Raw genomic sequence first — 17017 nt, 5'->3', positions numbered from 1 at the left:
TCGGCGAGCAGGATCGGCGAGCGGGCGAAATGCCCAGGTGTCCTCGACGACGCACCGGGACATCTCGCCCGCTCGCCGTGAGAGCGCTTCGGGCGATCCCTCGGGAGCCAGTTCCCGAACCGTCCAACGGCCCCGCCGACGAGCCCCGCGAACCCCGCGAACCCCGCGAACCCCGCGAACGGGCGAAACACCGGCGTGCGACGGCGGGATGCGCCCGGTGTTTCGCCCGTTCGACGGTGTCGCCATCCCTCCACAACCGCACGAGCGCGGTCACGATCCACAATGGAGGCGCGACTCCCGTCCGCACCGTCAGCTCGCGGCCACGATGTGGAGATGACCGCCAGACGCCGGCTCCCGATGGCACTCCGTGACGCTTCCTTCCGGGTGCGGGACGCGCTGCACCGCGGGGTCTCGCGTGGTCGCCTCGACGCACGCGACCTCGTCCGACCGTTCCACGGCATCCGGTCCGCGTTCCCCCCGGAATCCGTGGACGAACGTGCTCGGGCACTCGCTCCTCGACTCCGCCCCGATCAGGTGTTCAGTCACGTCACCGCCGCAGCGGTCATCGGCGTCCCCCTCCCCCGTCGCCTCGAACGTGATCAGCGGTTGCACGTCACGACGATCGGCACCGACCAAGCGCTCCGGGTTCGTGGCACGGTCGGCCATCGAGCGCGGTACGGGTCGGTCCGGGCGACGATCGCCCGAGGTGTGCCGCTCACCACACCTGCCGACACCTTCGTCGCGCTCGGCTCGATGTTGACGCTCGACGAACTCATCGTCGCCGGGGACGCACTCGTCGGGTGGCTCGGCTGGGCAACGCTCGACGAACTCGCTCTGGCTGTCCGTCGGCGGCGTGGCATCCGCGGGATCGTGAAGCTCCGCCTCGCGCTCGAAGAGATCCGGCAGGGTTCTCGGTCGCCGGGAGAGACCAGGACACGGCTGGCGCTGCTCCGCCGCGGACTCCCGGAACCCGCGCTCAACCACGATGTCGTCGTCGACGGGGAGTGGATCGCGTGCGTGGATCTCGCGTACCCCGAGGCCAGGGTGGCGATCGAGTACGAGAGCGATCTGCACCGCACCGATCCAGCCAGCTTCCGCAAGGACCTCACGCGCGGTGAGCACCTCAAGGACGTCGATTGGTGGCTCGTCAGGGTGACGGCGGACGACCTTGCGCACGGAGTCGAGCGCTTCGTCAACCGCATCCGTCGGCTGCTCGACGTCGGTGCCCGAGGAGCCCACGACACGCGGTTTGCGACACTTGGGTGAACAATGGTTGACGCTTCAACCAAAACGGTGCACACTGTCGTAGTATCAACTCGATGCAGGCGCATGGAACGCGTCGCACCGCAGACTCTCGTTCGGAAGAAGGACCACCATGACGCTCACCGCTGACACCGTTCCCGGCTACCAGACCGGCACCTGGAAGATCGACCCGACCCACTCGGAGGTCACCTTCTCGGTCCGCCACCTCGCCATCAGCAAGGTCAAGGGCAAGTTCGAGACGTTCGACGCCACCGTCGTCACCGCCGAGAACCCGCTCGAGTCGACCGTCGAGGCCAGCATCGACGTCGCGTCGATCAACACCGGTCAGGAGCAGCGCGACCAGCACCTCAAGACGAGCGACTTCTTCCTCACCGAGGAGCACCCGCAGCTCACCTTCCGTTCCACGAGCATCGAGGCGAAGGGCGACGACCTGCACATCTCGGGCGACCTGACCCTGCGCGGCGTCACCAAGCCCGTCGTCCTCAAGGCTGAGCTCGGCGGATTCACCACCGACGGTTACGGACAGGTCAAGTTCGGCGCCGAGGCGACCACCAAGATCGACCGCACCGAGTTCGGTGTGAACTGGAACGCGGCGCTCGAGGCCGGTGGATTCACGCTCGGCAACGACGTCACGATCAACCTCGACGTCCAGTTCGTCCTCCAGGCGGCCTGAGCCTCCTCGTACTCGTCGCCCCACTGAGGGCACCGAACGGCACCACCCGAACCCGAGACGAACGCCCCGACTCCCGACGGAGTCGGGGCGTTCGTCGTTCCCGCGCTTCTTTGCCGACCACGAGCGGGCGAAATGCCCGGACCATCGCCCTCATGAGCCTGACATTTCGCCCGCTCGTCGGCCTGTGCACCCATGCCACGGCGCGCCACCCACGAGCGGGCGAAACACCCTGCCGATCCCCGTGGCGCTCCTGGTATTTCGCCCGCTCGCGGGACCGCGAGAGGGAGCGGGACCGGCGGGGGCACGCGCCGCGGCCGCGAGCCCGCGTACCGTGGGGCGCGCAGGGGCCGCCGGGGAATCCGCACGCCGAACCCCGAGTTGCACGAAAGGCACCACCACCACCACCCGCACCGCCCGCACGACGAACAGGAGCACCACCATGGCCACCGACTGGATCGCGATGCAGGCCCTCGCGGCAGCCGAGTTCGGCCGCCGCGTCGCCGCCGTCACCGACTGGGACGCCCCCACCCCCGACTCCGAGTGGTCCACCCGCGACCTCGTCGCCCACGTCGTCGACGAGCAACGGTGGATCCCGAAGCTCCTGACCGGGTGCGACTACGCCCAGGCGCAGGCCGACCTCGAACCCATCGGCGATGACCTGGTCGCCGAGTGGCACCGGTTCGCCACCGCAGCCACCGACGCCTGGCGGAACGCCCCGCAGGACACCCCCGTGCACCTCAGCACCGACGTCGTGCCCGCCGCGCAGTACCTGACCGAGCAGACGAGCGACATCACGATCCACACGTGGGACCTCGCCCGGGCGACCGGCACCGAGGAGTCCCTGCCCGACGAGCTCGTCCGTGCCGTGTGGGAGTACTTCGAGCCGCAGATCGAAGACCTGGCGGCGACTGGCCTCTACGCGCCCCCGGTCGACGTCACCGATGACACCCCGCTGCAGGTCCGCCTGCTGGCCGTCACAGGCCGCGATGCCAGAGTGTCGGCATGACCACCGACACGAGCGGCACCACCACGGAGACGAGCAACATGACCACCGACACGAAGCGCCTCGGCAACTCGGGGCTCGAGATCAGCAGCGTCGTCCTCGGCATGATGTCGTACGGCGACCCGGACCGGGGCTCGCACGCCTGGAGCGTCGGCATCGACGAGGCCCGCCCGTTCGTCCGTCGCGCGTTCGAGGCCGGCATCACGACCTTCGACACCGCGAACGTGTACTCCGACGGCAGCAGCGAGGAGATCACCGGCACGCTCCTGGCCGAGCTGGCTCCGCGCGAGGACGTCCAGGTCTTCACGAAGGTCTTCAACCGGATGCGCCCTGGTCGGAACGGCGCCGGACTGTCCCGCGCGGCGATCATGCACGAGATCGACGCGTCCCTGACCCGCCTGGGCACGGACTACGTCGACCTGTACCAGATCCACCGCTTCGACCCGGAGACCCCGGTCGAGGAGACGATGGAGGCCCTGCACGACGTCGTCAAGGCTGGCAAGGCGCGCTACATCGGCGCGAGCAGCATGTGGGCGTGGCAGTTCGCCGAGATGCAGCACACCGCCGAACGCCACGGATGGACGAAGTTCGTCAGCATGCAGGACCAGTACAACCTGCTCGAGCGCGAGGAAGAGCGCGAGATGCTCCCCTTCTGCGAGCACACCGGCGTCGGCGTGATCCCGTGGAGCCCCCTGGCCCGCGGCCGCGTCACGCGCCCCTGGGACGCCTCCGGGTCGGGTTCGCGCGCGCAGACCGACGAGTTCGGCAAGACCCTCTACAAGCAGGACGAAGACGCCAACCGCGCGATCGTCGACACGGTCGAGGCCGTCGCCGCCGAGCGCGGCGTCCCGATGGCGCAGGTCGCCCTGGCCTGGGTCGCCAGCAAGCCCGCGGTCTCCGCGCCCATCGTCGGCGCGACGAAGGAGCACCACATCGACGACGCGGTGGCCGCAGCGTCGCTGACGCTCACCGACGACGAGGTCACGCGACTCGAGTCCGCGTACACGCCCCGGGTGCCGTCCGGTTTCTGACGCACCACCAGACGGACGGGAGGCGCGGATCGGCCTGGCCCCGTTCCTCCCGTCCGTCCGTCGTCACCCCACGGCCCGCGACACGCCGTCGTGTCGGTACCACGCCTGCGTCCTCGCGCAACGCCGCCGGACAGGGCGGCGTCTCGACAAGACGACGGCGTCCTGCGCAGGCGATCCCTGGAAGCGGCTACGCGCCGCGCTCGAGTCGTGCGATGCGCACGAGCGCTGCGCGCTCCGTGCCGGTCTGGTTGCCGAGCACGCCCCCGATGCCGTCGAGCACCAGGCCGGCCGTGCGGCTGACGGGCAGCTCGACAGGACCGATCATCGGGGCCCGCAGACCGAGCATCGAGCGGTGGCGGGGGTCCAGCGTCGACACGGCGCCCTGGAACAGGGCCTGGTAGCCGGGCCGAAGCATCAGCGCGAGCGGTGGGTTCCGGATGAACTTGACGACGTCACGGGTGCGGGCCGTCACCGCCAGTTCGCCACGGTCGAGGTACCCGTTCATCTGGGCACGGAGCTCCGCCTCGGATTCCGGCGGGTCCTCGACGCGCATGAGCCGGCCGGCGGTCGCCCACTCGCGCACGTAGGCGTCGGCTCCTCCCGGGATCGGATCGCCCCAGCGCTGCGCGGCGCGGAGGAACGCGTCCGTGAAGGCCAGGTGGACCCAGCGCGCCATGAGCGGGTCGTTGGCGGAGTAGTCCCGCGTGGTGCCGTGTCCGTCGACGTACTCGCCGCGGACCCGCTCGTGCAGGCGCAGCACCCACTCGCTGGCCCCGCGGGCGGTGGCGGTGTCACCGTGCGAGACGGTGAAGATCCAGCGGATGGTGCCGGCGAGGCGGCCGAACGGGTCCTCGCGGTAGCGGGAGTGGTCGGCCACGCCGGCGAGGACCCCGGGGTGGAGGGCCTGGACGAGCAGCGCCCGGACCCCGGCGACGATCGTCTGCTTGCCACCGTGCACGGACCACGTCGCGGAGCCCGGGCCGAAGAACCCGGCGTCGGTGCCCTGCTCGAGCTCGTCGATCCACTCCGGCTTGCTCGTCGCGCCTCCGGTGAACGTGTCGTTGAGGCGGGACCGGAGGGCGTCGGAGACGGAGGGCATGGCGTCATCGTCCGTCCGCCCCCTGGGAACGCACTCGGCTTCGCGCGGGCCGACCGTTCCCAGGGTGCACGGGGGTCGCCCGCTACGTTGGTCGAGTGAGCATCGACACGCCTCGTCCCTGGCTTGCCTCGTACGCCCCGGGGGTCCCGCACGACATCGAGGAACAGAGCGGTTCCCTGTACGACCTGGTCGAGCAGTCGGCCCGGAAGTTCCCCAGGCAGGTCGCCCTCGAGTTCTTCAAGCGCACCACGAGCTACGCCGACCTCGAGGAGCAGATCCTCCGCGCGGCGAACGGCCTGCGGAAGCTCGGCGTGGGGGCGGGTGACCGCGTCGCCATCGTCCTGCCGAACTGCCCCCAGCACATCGTGGCGTTCTACGCGGTGCTGCGGCTCGGCGCGATCGTGGTCGAGCACAACCCGCTGTACACGCCGCGGGAGCTCCGCCACCAGTTCGAGGACCACGGCGCCAAGGTCGCCATCGCCTGGGACAAGTCCGTCGCGACGCTGCAGGACTTCCCGGCCGACGTGCACCTCGACGCGATCGTCTCGGTCGACATCACCCGTGCGATGCCCCGGAGCACCCGGCTCGCCCTGGCGCTGCCGGTCGCGAAGGCCCGCGAGTCCCGCGCGAAGCTGACGACGAAGGTCCGTGGCACGGTGAAGTGGGACGACGTCGCCGACACCCGCAAGCTGTCGAAACGGCACCCGCGCCCGGCCACCGACGACGTCGCGCTGATCCAGTACACCTCCGGCACCACCGGGACGCCGAAGGGTGCGGTCCTGAGTCACCGGAACCTGCTGGCGAACGCCGCCCAGGCCCGGGCGTGGGTGCCGCAGATCCGCCGCGGCGACAACGTCGTGTACGCGGTGCTGCCGATGTTCCACGCCTACGGTCTGACGCTCTGCCTGACCTTCGCGATGAGCATGGCCTCGCGGCTCGTGCTCTTCCCCGCGTTCGACCCCGCTCTGGTCCTGAGCGCCATCAAGCGTCACCCGCCGACGTTCCTGCCGGCCGTGCCGCCGATCTACGCCCGACTGCAGCACGCCGCCGACTCGGCGAAGGTGTCGCTCAAGGGCATCGAGATCGGCATCTCCGGCGCCATGCCACTCTCCCAGGACATCGTCGAACCGTGGGAGGCCCGGACCGACGGCTACCTGGTCGAGGGCTACGGCCTGTCCGAGTGCTCCCCCGTCCTGATGGCCAACCCGGTCTCCCCGGAGCGCCGCCTCGGGTCGATCGGCCTGCCGTTGTCCTCCACCGAGGCACGCGTGGTCGACCCGGACGACGACACCAAGGTGCTCGGCGTCGACGAACCCGGCGAGCTGCAGGTCCGTGGCCCGCAGGTGTTCCGCGGCTACTGGGGCAAGGCGGAGGCCACCGACGAGGTCTTCACGCCCGACGGCTGGTTCCGCACCGGCGACATCGTGGCCATCGGTGCCGACGGGTACGTCCGGATCGTCGACCGCCTGAAGGAACTCATCATCACCGGCGGCTTCAACGTGTCGCCGTCCGAGGTCGAGGACACCCTGCTCAAGCACCCCAGCGTCAAGGAGGTCGCGGTCGTCGGCATCACGCAGGGTGGCAACGAGCAGGTCGTCGCCGCGGTCGTGCCGAAGGACCCGTCGACGTTCGACCCCGCGGCGCTGCGGGCCTGGTCACGCGAACACCTGGCGGCGTACAAGGTGCCGCGCCGGGTCGTCGTGGTCGAGGACCTGCCGCGCTCGATGATCGGCAAGGTGCTGCGGCGGAAGGTGCGCGACCAGATCCTGGACGGCTGACGCGCCGGCGCCCGGGCGGCGCGGCAGGGCGCAGACGCCGCTGCTCGTCAGCTGAGGCGTCGCGCGGGCAGCGCCAGCACGGACAGCCCGACCACCACGAGCCCGATGCCGGTCCAGCCGCCGAGTCCCAGGTGCTCCCCCACCACGAGCACCGCCAGCACCGCGGCCACGACGGGCTCGAGCAGTGAAAGCAGCGTCGCGACCGATGCCGTCACCGACCGGAGTCCGACCGCGTACAGCGAGTGGCCGATGACCGTCGGCACCAGCGCCAGGTACAGGAACACCGGCCAGTCGTCGGCCTCGGCCAGGAACTGCCCGCCCGCCACCACGGCGAGCACGACGAGCGGCACCGCGGCCATGCCGAACACCGCACCGACGAGTCCGCGCTCGTTCGGCCCGCGGGCTGCCCGTGCCGCAGCGACCCCGACGTCGCCGCCGACCCGCATGGTGTCGGCCTCGGCGCGACCGACGGCGATCGGCATCCGGCTCGTCGCCGCGTGCATCCCCCGCGCCACCGCCCACGAGTACAGCGCGTACGTCAGACCGGCGACCAGGGCGCTGCCGACGCCGACCGCGAGCGATCGCCCGCCGTCGCCGTGCCCGGAGCGGGCGAGGGTGACGACGACCATGCCGACCACGCTCACCAGGGTGGCCACGAGCCAGCGGCGCGTGACGGGCCTGCGGTCGACGACCCACTCGACCAGGCCGGCGAAGACGGGCGACGAGCCGATGGCCAGGGTCGTGCCGAGCGCGACACCGGCGTCGGCGAGGGCCGCGTAGAACGCGATCGCGTAGACCACGAGCGACACGGCACCGAGCAGGGCCCAGCCCCGGGTCCGGCGCTGGCCCACGGCTCGCAGGGTGCCCCGGCCCGCGGTCGCCGCGAGCACGAGCCCGCCCAGGCCGAAGGTCACCGCGCCGAACACGAACGCCGGCACACCGGGCGCGAAGTGCGTCGCGGTCCCGGTGGTGCCCCACACCGCCGCGGCGACCACGATCGCCGCCAGGCCGCCGACGGGCCTGGAGGCACGTCCTGCGCCCGGTCCGCGGCTCACGCGACGTGGACGTTGGGCCGTCGGTTGACCTCGGGTTCCGCTTCGCGCAGGACCTCGCGCGTCACGGGGGCGACGTCGCCGGCACCGGTGAACACGAAGCGCAGGGCGTTGCGGATCGGGCTGCCCTCGTTCCACTCGAAGTAGATGCTCGGCACCACACCGGCGAGGTCGCGGATGGCGAGGAGGGTCGACGCGATGGTGTTCGGGACGTTGCCGGAGCGGACCTTGAGCACGCGGAACCCGTGGATGACGTGCCCTTCGACCACCAGGTCCTCTTCGAAGTCGGACGAGTCGGCGGGCAGGACCTCGAGGAACATCGTCGGCACGCGCGCCGGGATGCCGGAATCACGACGTTCCTCGCGCCCCTTCGCCCGGTACGCCTCGGCCGTGCCGGCACCGGGCTCGTTGGCGATGATGCAGATCGAGCTGAACTGGTCGGCGTCGGCCTCGACGAACTGGCGGGCAGTCGCGTCCAGCTCGATCGACGACGCCCGGAGTTCGAACGAGCGGCGCACACGCGAGATGAGCGAGACCACGACGATCGCGATGATGAAGATCGCCGCGATCCGCACGCCGTCGGGCCGCTCGATGACGTTGGCGACCGTGGTGTAGACGAACACGACCGAGATCACGCCGAACGCGATGGTGCGCTTGCGCTGCTGCTTGCGGCGCGCGGACAGCGTCACGGCGACCGCGGCACTCGTGATGAGCACGAGGACGCCGGTGGCGTAGGCGCCGCCCTGGGCGTCGACGTCGGCCTGGAAGATGATCGTGATCACGAACGCGATGAGCGTGAAGATGATCACGAGGGGACGCACGGCGCGAGCCCACTGGGGTGCCATGCCGTAGCGGGGCAGGAACCGCGGCACGAGGTTCAGGAGCCCGGCCATCGCGCTCGCGCCGGCGAACCACAGGATGGCGACGGTGGAGAAGTCGTAGATCGACCCGAACACGCCGCCCATGTACTCGTGCGCCAGGTACGCCAGGGCACGACCGTTCGCACCACCGCCCGGCTGGAACTCGCGCTGTGGGATGAGGAACGTCGTCACGATCGACGAGGTGATGAGGAACGAGCTCATGATCAGCGCCGCGACCGTCAGCAGCCGCTTCGTGCCACGGATCCGGCCTTCGGGTCGGTCGCTGGTGCCGTCGGTGGCGTCGCCACGGACCTGCGGCATCACCGCGACGCCGGTCTCGAAGCCGGAGAGCCCGAGCGCGAGCTTCGGGAACACGATCAGGGCGATGCCGACCATGACGAGCGGGTTGCCGTGCTGCGCCGTCAGCCCGGACCACCAGTCGCTCGCGACCATCGGGTTCTCGAACACGTGCCAGAGCGCGACGATGATGACGACGGCGTTCAGGGCGAGGAACACGGCGACGAGCCCGACCGCGATGCCGATGGCTTCCTTGAATCCGCGCAGGAACACGATGCCGAGCAGGAGCAGCAGCGCCAGGGTGAGCGGCACCGGGATCTCGGTGAACCAGTGCGGCGTGTACGGGTTCTCGGCGATGTGCGCCGTGGCGTCGGCCGCCGACAGGGTCATCGTGATCATGAAGTCCGTCACGGCGAACCCGAGCAGCACCAGCACGAGCAGCTTGCCGGCCCACCACGGCAGGAGCTTCTCGAGCATCATGATCGACCCGGCGCCCCGGAAGCTGTCGTGGGCGATCCGGCGGTACACCGGCAGCGCGCCGAACAGCGTGACGAGCACGAGGACGATCGTCGCGATCGGCGACAGCAGCCCCGCGGCGAGCGCGGCGATGGCGGGCTGGTACCCGAGGGTGGAGAAGTAGTCCACGCCGGTCAGGCACATGACCCGCCACCACGGGTGGGTCTTCTCGACCTCGACCTGGTGCGGGCCCTGGTGGGAGGCGCCCTGGTCGGCCCCGTGCAGCATCCACCGGCGCAGGCGGGTGCTGCGGTCGAGGGGCTGCTCGGTGGCGTCGCGCTGGGCGGCCCGCTCGGCGTCTGTCGCGGTCACGTGGATGATGCTAAGCCGTCCGGGTGACCCCCGCGCACACTGGGACGACCCTGTGGACGGGGCGCTCCCACTACCGCCGTGTGCGGGACAGGGTCGCCACGATCCCCGCGACGACCAGCAGCACGCCGGCGGCGATGCAGGCGGCCAACAGCAGGGTCGTGGCGTCCACTGAGAACATCGGCAGCGCACTCACGGCCATCGCCCCGGCGAACACGAGCATCAGCACACCCCACAGGATCGTGCCGAACCGTGCGCCGCGGCGCACAGGCCGGTGGCCGCGCCCGTCGGGAACCTCCGGCGGAACCGTCGGCGCTGTCGTCTCGTCGTTCGTGGTGTCGTCGTTCGTCATGGTCCCGTTCCTCACTCGCCGACCGTGATCGCCCGCGGCACGTCGACGCCGCCGCCGAGGATCCACAGGTGCACGGTCGTGGTCTCGTCCGCATCGGCCGTGCGCGCCGCGCGGTTCTCCAGCGTCGTGGTCCGGAGCACCCCGCCGGTGTCCGCTCCGTCGTCGCCTCCGCCGGTGTCCACGCCGTACCCGACGCCGCTGACCTCGACCCGGACCGGCAGGTCGGTCGGCAGCAGCACGTCGGCTCCGCCGGCGCCCAGCCAGAGGGTCACGTCGCCCCCGCTGGCCGACGGTTCGAGGCCGCGGAGGTCCAGGGTGGGCCCACCGGCCAGCATCGCGAAGTTCCGGTCGGTCCCCGACGCGGCCCGTTCCACCTGCCACGTGGTGCCGCCGATCAGCGAGACCTGTGTGCCGGCGGGCAGGACCCCGGTGACCACGAGGGCCACCGCGGCGACCGTCGAGAACAGTCCGAGCACGTCGTCGTCGCGGCCGCGGACCCCGGCGACGATCGTGGCGATCGCCAGCACCGCGAGCGCGGCCGCGATCCCGAGGACCGGGACGGACCACCCGGCCTGCTGCGCCCAGAACGCGACCCCGGCTCCGGCGACGAGTGCGAGTCCGAGGGACACGGCGACGTACGCCGCTCCGGGGCGCCACTGCTCCCGCTCGGCCCGCCGTTCGCCGGCCCGCTCGCGTTCCGCGCGCAACCGCTCCTCGTGCTGCAGTCGCCGGTCCTCGGGGCTCACCGGCACGTCCCACTGCCAGGAGGCCCGACCCGGCTCCGGCGCGCCGGTCGCCTCGGTGGTCCACGCGGTCCGGGCCGGGCGCGGCTCCTCGGGGCTGGTCCAGAAGTCGCCCCGCGGCGCGGCCGACGGGTCGGCTTCGGTGTGCGCGGTCCGGTCGCCGTCCACTCCGCGTCGGGCCAGGACCACGATGAGCCAGACGATCCCGCCGACCAGCACGATGCTCCACGCGGTGGCCAGGGTCGCCTCGAGCCAGCTGGGCATCCCCCAGGCATCGGGCACACCCTGCCACCACAGCCCCCGGGCGGCGGGCACAAAGGTCAGTGCCACGAAGGCGCCGATCGCGATGAGTGCGGGGTCGAGCACCCCGCGGATCATCCGGTCGACGTGGATGCGTCCGGCGGAGTCGGGCAGCAGCGCCCAGCCGACGGCGTACGCCAGGAAGACCGGCCCGCCCAGCAGTGCGACGACGATCGCCACGCCGCGGACCACGAGCGGGTCGAGCCCGGTGCGGCGGGCGACGGCGCCGCACACGCCGGCGAGCCAGCGGTCGTCGGTGCGCGTGATGCCGAGGCCGCGGACCCAGTCGAAGAACCGGGTCGTCGAGTCGGCGCTGCCGGCAGCGGTGCCGGGAGCGGAGTCGTGCTGGTGATCGGTCATGACCACCAGCATCCCGGCAGGCGTGCGTCGGCACCATCGGGGTTCCCCCTGACCGGTCCCTGATCCCGGCCCCGGACCCTGCTGCGGGCGCCGTCCGGGTGCCAGGATTGGCCCATGGCCACCGCGACGATGACGCGCCCGACCCCGAGGGTCGTCGGCGGCGTCTGCAGCGGGTTCGCGGCGCACACCGGGCTGCCGGTCGGGGCCGTCCGGCTCGTCACCGCGGTCCTGGTGGTCTGCGGTGGCGCCGGCCTGCTGCTCTACGCCTGGCTCTGGGCGACCGTCCCGAGTGCGCCCGCCGGTTCCGCCTCGGGCCGCGCACCACTCAAGTCCTTCCTGACGCCTGCCGTCGGCGTGGCCGGAGACGACGACCCCGTGTCCGCCCTCCGCGCCCCGGTCGTCGAGATCCTGCTCGGCGTGGCCCTACTCGCCGCCGCCGGCGCGGTGGTGGCAGCGCGGATGGGCATGGCGGTCCCCCTCGAGTTCGTCGTGCCCGGCGTCGTCGTCGTCACCGGCGCCGCACTCGCCTGGCGACAGTTCGACGCGCTCCGCAACGTCCGCACGGCCCGGTCCTCCGCCCTGGTCGTGCGGGCGCTCGGGGCCCTGGTGCTCGTCGTGCTCGGCATCCTGCTGTTCTTCACGACGAGCAGCCGCCCGAACGTCTGGACGGTCCTCACCGCCGCGGTCGCCGTCCTGGTCGGGGTCGCCGTCGTGGTCGCCCCGTGGGTGGTCCGGCTCGTCCGCGACCTCGCCGAGGAACGCGCCGCCCGCGTCCGTGACCTCGAGCGGGCCGAGTTCGCCGCGCACCTGCACGACTCGGTGTTGCAGACGCTCGCCCTCATCCAGCAGAAGGCCGAGCCCCGCTCCGACGCGGCCCGGCTGGCGCGGGCGCAGGAACGCGAGCTGCGGTCCTGGCTCTTCGCGGAGCAGGCGGAACCGGCGCGCGACCTCGGCACGCAGCTGCGCGACGCCGCCGTCGAGATCGAGTCCGAGTACCCCGCCCGCATCGACGTCATCGCGGTGGGCCCTGCCCGCACCGACCTGCCCGACGGGCTCGTCGCCGCCGCTCGCGAAGCGGTGCTCAACGCTGCCCGGCACGCCGGCGGGACCGTCAGCGTGTACGCCGAGACCGCCCGCGACCGGGTCGAGATCAGCATCCGCGACCGCGGACCGGGCTTCGACGTCGAGCAGGTGCCGGCGGGCCGGTACGGCGTCCGCGAGTCGATCATCGGCCGCATGCAGCGCCTCGGCGGCCTCGCGACGATCGCGCCCGGGCCGGGGCACACGGGCACCGAGGTCCGACTGACCCTGCCGCTCGCACCCGCGAGTCACGACGAGGAGCACGCATGACCGAACCCGCCCCGTTGACGGTCGCGATCGTCGACGACCACTCCATCTTCCGAGCCGGCGTGCGCGCCGGGCTGCCACCGGGCCTCCAGGTCGTTGGTGAGGCGGCGACCGTCGACGAGGCCGTGACGCTCGTCGCGACCACGCGCCCGCGCGTCGTCCTGCTCGACGTGCACCTGCCGGGTGGCGGCGGGGGTGGTGGTGCCGAGGTGATCACGCGGTCCGCACCGGGGAACCCGGACACCCGGTTCCTCGCGCTGAGCGTGTCGGACGCCGCCGACGACGTCGTCCGGGTCATCCGGGCCGGCGCCCGCGGGTACATCACGAAGAGCTCGTCGAGTGCTGAGGTCGCCGAGGCCGTGACCCGTGTGGCGGACGGCGACGCGGTGTTCTCGCCGCGCCTGGCCGGCTTCGTGCTCGATGCGTTCGGGGCGGTCAGCGGCGAGACGGCGCAGCACGACACCGAGCTGGACCGCCTGTCCGCCCGCGAGCAGGAGGTCATGCGGCTCATCGCCCGCGGGTACGCCTACAAGGAGGTCGCGACGGAGCTGTTCATCTCGGTGAAGACCGTCGAGACCCACGTGTCGAAGGTCCTGCGGAAGCTGCAGCTGTCGAACCGGCACGAGCTGACCGCGTGGGCGCTGCAGCGCAAGCTGCTCTGAGCGCCCACACCGGCGTCACTTCGCGCTGATCCTGGGGGTGAATGGCACAGCCTTGTTGACCGCCCATGGCGTCACTTCGCGCTGATCCTGGGGGTGAATGGCACAGCCTTGTTGACCGCCCATGGCGTCACTTCGCGCTGATCCTGGTGTACTTGTTCACCGACCACGGCACGAACACCACGAGCATCACCGCGATGCCGATCAGGACCGTCAGCACGGGGTGCTGCATCGTCCAGATGTCCGGCACCGGCGCGGAGCCGACGTTGCCGAACAGTTCGCGCGCGGCCTGCACGAGCGACGACACCGGGTTCCACTCCGCGAACACGCGCAGCACCAGCGGCAGGGTGTCGCTCGGCACGAACGCGTTCGAGATGAACGTCAGCGGGAACAGGATCATGAACGAGGCGTTGTTGATGACCTCGGGTGTCTTGACGCTCATGCCGAGCAACGCCATCACCCAGCTGAACGCGTAGCTGAAGAGCAGCAGCAGGGCGATGCCGGCCAGGAACTCGAGCGGGGACGAGTTGACGCGCCACCCGACCGCCAGGCCGGTGAGCATCATGATCGCCATCGAGATCGAGTTGAGCACGAGGTCGGAGTTGGTCCGTCCGACCAGCACGGCGGACGCCGACATCGGCAGCGTGCGGAACCGGTCGATCAGTCCTTCCTTCAGGTCCTGCGCCATCGCCGACCCGGAGAACGTCGCGCCGAACACCACGGTCTGCGCGAAGATCCCCGCCATCAGGAACTGCGTGTAGTCGGTGCCCTGCACCTGGATGGCGCCGCCGTAGACCTGGCTGAACAGCAGGACGAACATGATGGGCTGCAGCACGGCGAAGACGAGCATGTCCGGCGACCGCTTGAGCTTGATGAGGTTGCGCTTGGTGACGGTCCAGCCGTCCTCGACCCAGACGGCGAGCGGCGAGGTGACGACGACGGGCAGCTGACGGCCCGAGGCCAGGGAGGTGGCGGTCATCGTGCCGCCTCCTTCTGCTTGGTCTTCTGCGTGGTCGCCGCGGGGTCAACGGCGTCGTCGTCCGTCGCGGCGTGGCCGGTCAGGCGGAGGAAGACGTCGTCGAGGGTCGGGCGCCGCATGCCGGCGTCGTGCAGGTCGATGCCGGCCGCACCGAGGTCGGCGAGCACGCGCTGCAGGGCGGCCGGTCCGGCCTCGACCGCGATGGCACGGGTGCGGCCGTCGCCCGAGGTCTCGACCTCGCCGACCCCGTAGCGGCGGAGGACGGTGGTCGCCGCGTCGCCGTCGGCCTCGTCCACCAGGGTCACGACGACCCGGTGCCCACCGACCTGCGCCTTCAGGTGGTCGGAGGTCCCCTCGGCGATGACCGTGCCGTCGTCGATGACCGCGATGTCGTCGGCGAGCCGGTCGGCCTCTTCCAGGTACTGGGTTGTGAGGAGCACCGTCGCGCCCTCGGCCACGAGGTCCTCGATGATGCCCCAGAGCGCCAGCCGGCTGCGGGGGTCGAGGCCCGTCGTCGGCTCGTCGAGGAACAGCACCCGCGGGTTCATCACGAGGGCCCCGGCCAGGTCGATCCGTCGTCGCATGCCGCCCGAGAAGCCCTTGACCGGGCGGTCCCCCGCCTCGGACAGGTCGAAGACGTCGATGAGCTCACGAGCACGGTCACGCGAGGTCCGACGACCCAGGTGGTACAGCCGCCCGATCATCTCGAGGTTCTCGAACCCGGTCAGGTTCTCGTCGACCGCCGCGTACTGTCCGGACACCCCGATCGAGCGCCGGGTGGCCTGCGGATCGGCGATCACGTCGATGCCGTCGATCGTCGCGGTGCCGGAGTCGGGCGTGATGAGGGTGGTCAGCACCTTCACGGTGGTCGTCTTGCCCGCACCGTTCGGCCCGAGCAGTGCCTTCACGGTGCCCTGCGGCACCGACAGGTCGAGTCCGGCCAGTGCGTGCACCGGCCCGGACTTCGACTTGTACGTCTTGGTCAGCCCGGAGGCTTCGATGATGGCCATGTCGCTCCTTCGTCGGACACGGTGGGTACCCGGGGTCCGGTGGAGCGACGGACGTCACTCAGACGTCGAAGTCGCCACCACCGAAGTCGCTGAAGCCACCGCCGAAGTCGGATCCGCTGTCGCCCCAGCCCGCATTGTCGAAGCCGCCGCCGTCGGATGCGCCACCGTCGGACGCCCCGGCATCACCGGATTCAGAACCAGTGTCCTCCGAACCGCCGTCACCCGCAGCGTCGGTACCGCCATCGAACGAACCGGGGTCGGGCAGGAAGGCGCTCATGATCGCGGATCCGATGACGTAGCCGGCCACCGTCCCGAGGATCGAGGCACCGATCATGCTGCCGAACGAGGGTCCACCGCGCTGCCCACCGAAGCGGCCGCCGCCCCCACCGACACCGCCGAGCGAGCGCTCCATGAAGCCCGGCTGGCGGATCTCGGACCGGGTCGCCGACTGGGCCAGCGAGCGTGGGTCGTCCCCACGGGGCGCCTCACCAGGAGGGGCCGTTCGGGTGAACTCGTCGTAGACCATCCGGCGCTGCTCGTCGGTCAGCTTGGCGAAGGCCTCGGCGTGGACCTCTTCGATGCGCTCCGGCGGCGCGGTGCGGAGCAGGTAGCGGTAGCGCTCGACCGCACGCTCGTCGTCGGTGGTCGCACCCTGCTGCTGCGTCGGTGCACCGCCCCACTGCGGGACGCCGTACTGGCTGCCCTGCGGTGCGGACGGTGCCGGCTGCTGGTAGGACTGCTGGCCGTACCGGTAGCCCTGCTGCTGCGGCTGCCCCCACTGGTTCTGCTGTGCGTCAGCGGATCGGTCTCGCTCCGGACGTCCGAGCAGGCGGTCGAGGAATCCCATGGTCGATGCTCCTTCGGGTGCACGGTCGGTCCGGACGGACCGGTCGTGGACTGCAACCCTACGAACCCGCGGCGTCCGATGACTGAGCGCCCGCTCAGAGTCGGCCGGGAGGCGCGTACCGGGCCGGCACCGCGCCTCCAGCCCGCACCGTGCGAACCTGCGCACCCCGTGCACGGTTCCCAGCCCCGTGCGCGCTTGCAACACCGCACCCGGCAGCCAACCCCGCACCAGATCGCAGACCCCGCACCGTGCGCACCACCCACCGGCCGGGAGGCGCGTACCGGGCTGGCACCGTGCCTCCAGTCCGCACCGTGCGCACCAGCGCACCCCGTGCGCGGTTCCCAGCCCCGTGCGCGCTTGCAACACCGCACCCGGCAGCCAACCCCGCACCAGATCGCAGACCCCGCACCGTGCCCACCGCCCACCGGCCGGGAGGCGCGTGCCGGGCTGGCACCGTGCCTCCAGTCCGCACCGTGCGCACCTGCACGTCCCGTGCGCGGTTCCCAGCCCCGTGCGCGGATGCAGCACCGCACCCGGCA

15 protein-coding genes are annotated in these 17017 nt (G+C 71.4%); 7 read left to right on the top strand and 8 right to left on the bottom strand.

The window, feature by feature from the left end:
- The first annotated feature begins 333 nt into the window (after nucleotides 1–333).
- The 4 genes from ACL00U_RS04690 to ACL00U_RS04675 all read left to right on the top strand — a co-directional run bounded on the left by ACL00U_RS04690 (nucleotide 334) and on the right by ACL00U_RS04675 (nucleotide 3970).
- Complete coding sequence (locus ACL00U_RS04690; RefSeq protein ID WP_071251204.1) at nucleotides 334–1266, top strand: hypothetical protein; 933 nt, start codon at nucleotides 334–336, stop codon at nucleotides 1264–1266.
- A gap of 109 nt (nucleotides 1267–1375) precedes the next feature.
- A complete protein-coding gene (locus ACL00U_RS04685; RefSeq protein ID WP_017886977.1) occupies nucleotides 1376–1936 on the top strand; it encodes a YceI family protein in 561 nt (186 codons plus the stop codon).
- A 439-nt stretch (nucleotides 1937–2375) separates the two neighbouring features.
- A complete protein-coding gene (locus ACL00U_RS04680; RefSeq protein WP_042541377.1) occupies nucleotides 2376–2942 on the top strand; it encodes a TIGR03086 family metal-binding protein in 567 nt (188 codons plus the stop codon).
- Nucleotides 2939–3970 carry an aldo/keto reductase gene (locus ACL00U_RS04675; RefSeq protein ID WP_412873874.1) on the top strand — a complete coding sequence of 344 codons (1032 nt, stop codon included), beginning with the start codon at nucleotides 2939–2941 and terminating at the stop codon, nucleotides 3968–3970. Before ACL00U_RS04680 ends, ACL00U_RS04675 begins: the two co-directional genes overlap by 4 nt.
- A gap of 187 nt (nucleotides 3971–4157) precedes the next feature.
- Here the strand turns inward: ACL00U_RS04675 and ACL00U_RS04670 are convergent, their stop codons facing one another.
- On the bottom strand, nucleotides 4158–5069 hold the full coding sequence (locus ACL00U_RS04670) for an oxygenase MpaB family protein (RefSeq protein WP_017886980.1): 912 nt from the start codon (nucleotides 5067–5069) through the stop codon (nucleotides 4158–4160).
- A 95-nt stretch (nucleotides 5070–5164) separates the two neighbouring features.
- On the opposite strand from ACL00U_RS04670, the gene ACL00U_RS04665 reads away from it, so the two are divergent.
- Nucleotides 5165–6847, top strand: coding sequence for a long-chain-fatty-acid--CoA ligase (locus tag ACL00U_RS04665; protein ID WP_042541379.1), 1683 nt, complete (start codon nucleotides 5165–5167; stop codon nucleotides 6845–6847).
- Between the two features lie 47 nt (nucleotides 6848–6894).
- On the opposite strand, the gene ACL00U_RS04660 is transcribed toward ACL00U_RS04665, so the two are convergent.
- From ACL00U_RS04660 to ACL00U_RS04645, 4 genes are all read right to left on the bottom strand, one after another.
- On the bottom strand, nucleotides 6895–7902 hold the full coding sequence (locus ACL00U_RS04660; RefSeq protein ID WP_262118487.1) for a DMT family transporter: 1008 nt from the start codon (nucleotides 7900–7902) through the stop codon (nucleotides 6895–6897).
- A complete protein-coding gene (locus ACL00U_RS04655) occupies nucleotides 7899–9800 on the bottom strand; it encodes an amino acid transporter (RefSeq protein ID WP_228499484.1) in 1902 nt (633 codons plus the stop codon). Before ACL00U_RS04655 ends, ACL00U_RS04660 begins: the two co-directional genes overlap by 4 nt.
- A 154-nt stretch (nucleotides 9801–9954) precedes the next feature.
- The gene (locus tag ACL00U_RS04650) at nucleotides 9955–10233 is read right to left on the bottom strand and encodes a hypothetical protein (RefSeq protein ID WP_412873873.1); all 279 of its coding nucleotides are present in this window, start codon (nucleotides 10231–10233) and stop codon (nucleotides 9955–9957) included.
- A gap of 11 nt (nucleotides 10234–10244) precedes the next feature.
- Nucleotides 10245–11636, bottom strand: coding sequence for a PspC domain-containing protein (locus tag ACL00U_RS04645; RefSeq protein ID WP_412873872.1), 1392 nt, complete (start codon nucleotides 11634–11636; stop codon nucleotides 10245–10247).
- A gap of 114 nt (nucleotides 11637–11750) precedes the next feature.
- Here ACL00U_RS04645 and ACL00U_RS04640 point away from each other — a divergent pair, with 114 nt between their 5' ends.
- Together ACL00U_RS04640 and ACL00U_RS04635 are read left to right on the top strand one after the other, a co-directional pair.
- Nucleotides 11751–12986, top strand: coding sequence for a PspC domain-containing protein (locus tag ACL00U_RS04640; protein WP_412873871.1), 1236 nt, complete (start codon nucleotides 11751–11753; stop codon nucleotides 12984–12986).
- Nucleotides 12983–13645 (top strand): LuxR C-terminal-related transcriptional regulator, encoded by a 663-nt coding sequence (locus ACL00U_RS04635; RefSeq protein WP_017886986.1) that lies wholly within the window; start codon nucleotides 12983–12985, stop codon nucleotides 13643–13645. Before ACL00U_RS04640 ends, ACL00U_RS04635 begins: the two co-directional genes overlap by 4 nt.
- Nucleotides 13646–13772: 127 nt before the next feature.
- Here ACL00U_RS04635 and ACL00U_RS04630 read toward each other — a convergent pair whose 3' ends face one another.
- From ACL00U_RS04630 to ACL00U_RS04620, 3 genes are read right to left on the bottom strand one after another with little or no spacing between them, the layout of a single operon-like run.
- Nucleotides 13773–14621, bottom strand: a complete 849-nt coding sequence (locus ACL00U_RS04630; RefSeq protein WP_307362028.1) for an ABC transporter permease — start codon at nucleotides 14619–14621, stop codon at nucleotides 13773–13775.
- The gene (locus ACL00U_RS04625) at nucleotides 14618–15631 is read right to left on the bottom strand and encodes an ATP-binding cassette domain-containing protein (RefSeq protein ID WP_159557631.1); all 1014 of its coding nucleotides are present in this window, start codon (nucleotides 15629–15631) and stop codon (nucleotides 14618–14620) included. The genes ACL00U_RS04630 and ACL00U_RS04625 overlap by 4 nt, the downstream gene beginning before the upstream one ends.
- A gap of 58 nt (nucleotides 15632–15689) precedes the next feature.
- A complete protein-coding gene (locus tag ACL00U_RS04620; protein WP_056073046.1) occupies nucleotides 15690–16478 on the bottom strand; it encodes a hypothetical protein in 789 nt (262 codons plus the stop codon).
- Nucleotides 16479–17017 lie beyond the last annotated feature (539 nt).

It is taken from the genome of Curtobacterium poinsettiae, from assembly GCF_047226435.1.
GTDB classification, from domain to species: domain Bacteria; phylum Actinomycetota; class Actinomycetes; order Actinomycetales; family Microbacteriaceae; genus Curtobacterium; species Curtobacterium poinsettiae.
Note: the sequence above shows the minus strand (reverse complement) of the source record. Positions and strands in the feature narration are given on the sequence as shown.

Bases quoted from the DNA above. Each gene is read 5' to 3' on its own strand.
- ACL00U_RS04675 (WP_412873874.1), top strand. From the start codon at position 2,939: ATGACCACCGACACGAGCGGCACCACCACGGAGACGAGCAACATGACC.
- ACL00U_RS04630 (WP_307362028.1), bottom strand. From the start codon at position 14,621: ATGACCGCCACCTCCCTGGCCTCGGGCCGTCAGCTGCCCGTCGTCGTC.
- ACL00U_RS04620 (WP_056073046.1), bottom strand. From the start codon at position 16,478: ATGGGATTCCTCGACCGCCTGCTCGGACGTCCGGAGCGAGACCGATCC.
- ACL00U_RS04670 (WP_017886980.1), bottom strand. From the start codon at position 5,069: ATGCCCTCCGTCTCCGACGCCCTCCGGTCCCGCCTCAACGACACGTTC.
- ACL00U_RS04650 (WP_412873873.1), bottom strand. From the start codon at position 10,233: ATGACGAACGACGACACCACGAACGACGAGACGACAGCGCCGACGGTT.
- ACL00U_RS04680 (WP_042541377.1), top strand. From the start codon at position 2,376: ATGGCCACCGACTGGATCGCGATGCAGGCCCTCGCGGCAGCCGAGTTC.
- ACL00U_RS04645 (WP_412873872.1), bottom strand. From the start codon at position 11,636: ATGACCGATCACCAGCACGACTCCGCTCCCGGCACCGCTGCCGGCAGC.
- ACL00U_RS04655 (WP_228499484.1), bottom strand. From the start codon at position 9,800: ATGCTGCACGGGGCCGACCAGGGCGCCTCCCACCAGGGCCCGCACCAG.
- ACL00U_RS04640 (WP_412873871.1), top strand. From the start codon at position 11,751: ATGGCCACCGCGACGATGACGCGCCCGACCCCGAGGGTCGTCGGCGGC.
- ACL00U_RS04685 (WP_017886977.1), top strand. From the start codon at position 1,376: ATGACGCTCACCGCTGACACCGTTCCCGGCTACCAGACCGGCACCTGG.
- ACL00U_RS04625 (WP_159557631.1), bottom strand. From the start codon at position 15,631: ATGGCCATCATCGAAGCCTCCGGGCTGACCAAGACGTACAAGTCGAAG.
- ACL00U_RS04690 (WP_071251204.1), top strand. From the start codon at position 334: ATGACCGCCAGACGCCGGCTCCCGATGGCACTCCGTGACGCTTCCTTC.
- ACL00U_RS04635 (WP_017886986.1), top strand. From the start codon at position 12,983: ATGACCGAACCCGCCCCGTTGACGGTCGCGATCGTCGACGACCACTCC.